1 protein-coding gene is annotated in these 240 nt (G+C 37.1%); it reads right to left on the bottom strand.

The features are described 5' to 3' along the window. Positions 1 to 42: 42 nt before the first annotated feature. A partial coding sequence (locus SB659_RS20420; protein ID WP_410551754.1) for a hypothetical protein occupies positions 43 to 240 on the bottom strand: 198 nt, incomplete at its 5' end.

The raw sequence follows: 240 nt of genomic DNA, 5'->3' as shown, positions 1-240 counted from the left end.
CAAGAAAAAATAAAGGCTCAGGCCTTTATTTTTTTGTTCATTTTAAAACTGATAAGCTGTTATTTTCGGATCACTGATCAGACTTTTCATTAATGCTTCATGATTCTTATTTTCTCCTGTAAGACTCCACCGGGTGGTTAAACTCCCCTGTGTATACTGCTGCCCTATCGTCATATATTTGAGGTGGTGTTCTTTAAATTTAGCTTCACAATGGCTGATATCTTCGGCATTGGATACGGA

The organism is Arthrobacter sp. SIMBA_036, from assembly GCF_046535135.1.
GTDB lineage: Bacteria > Actinomycetota > Actinomycetes > Actinomycetales > Micrococcaceae > Arthrobacter.
The sequence above is the reverse complement of the archived record's forward strand: the minus strand, read 5'-3'. Positions and strand labels throughout refer to the sequence as shown.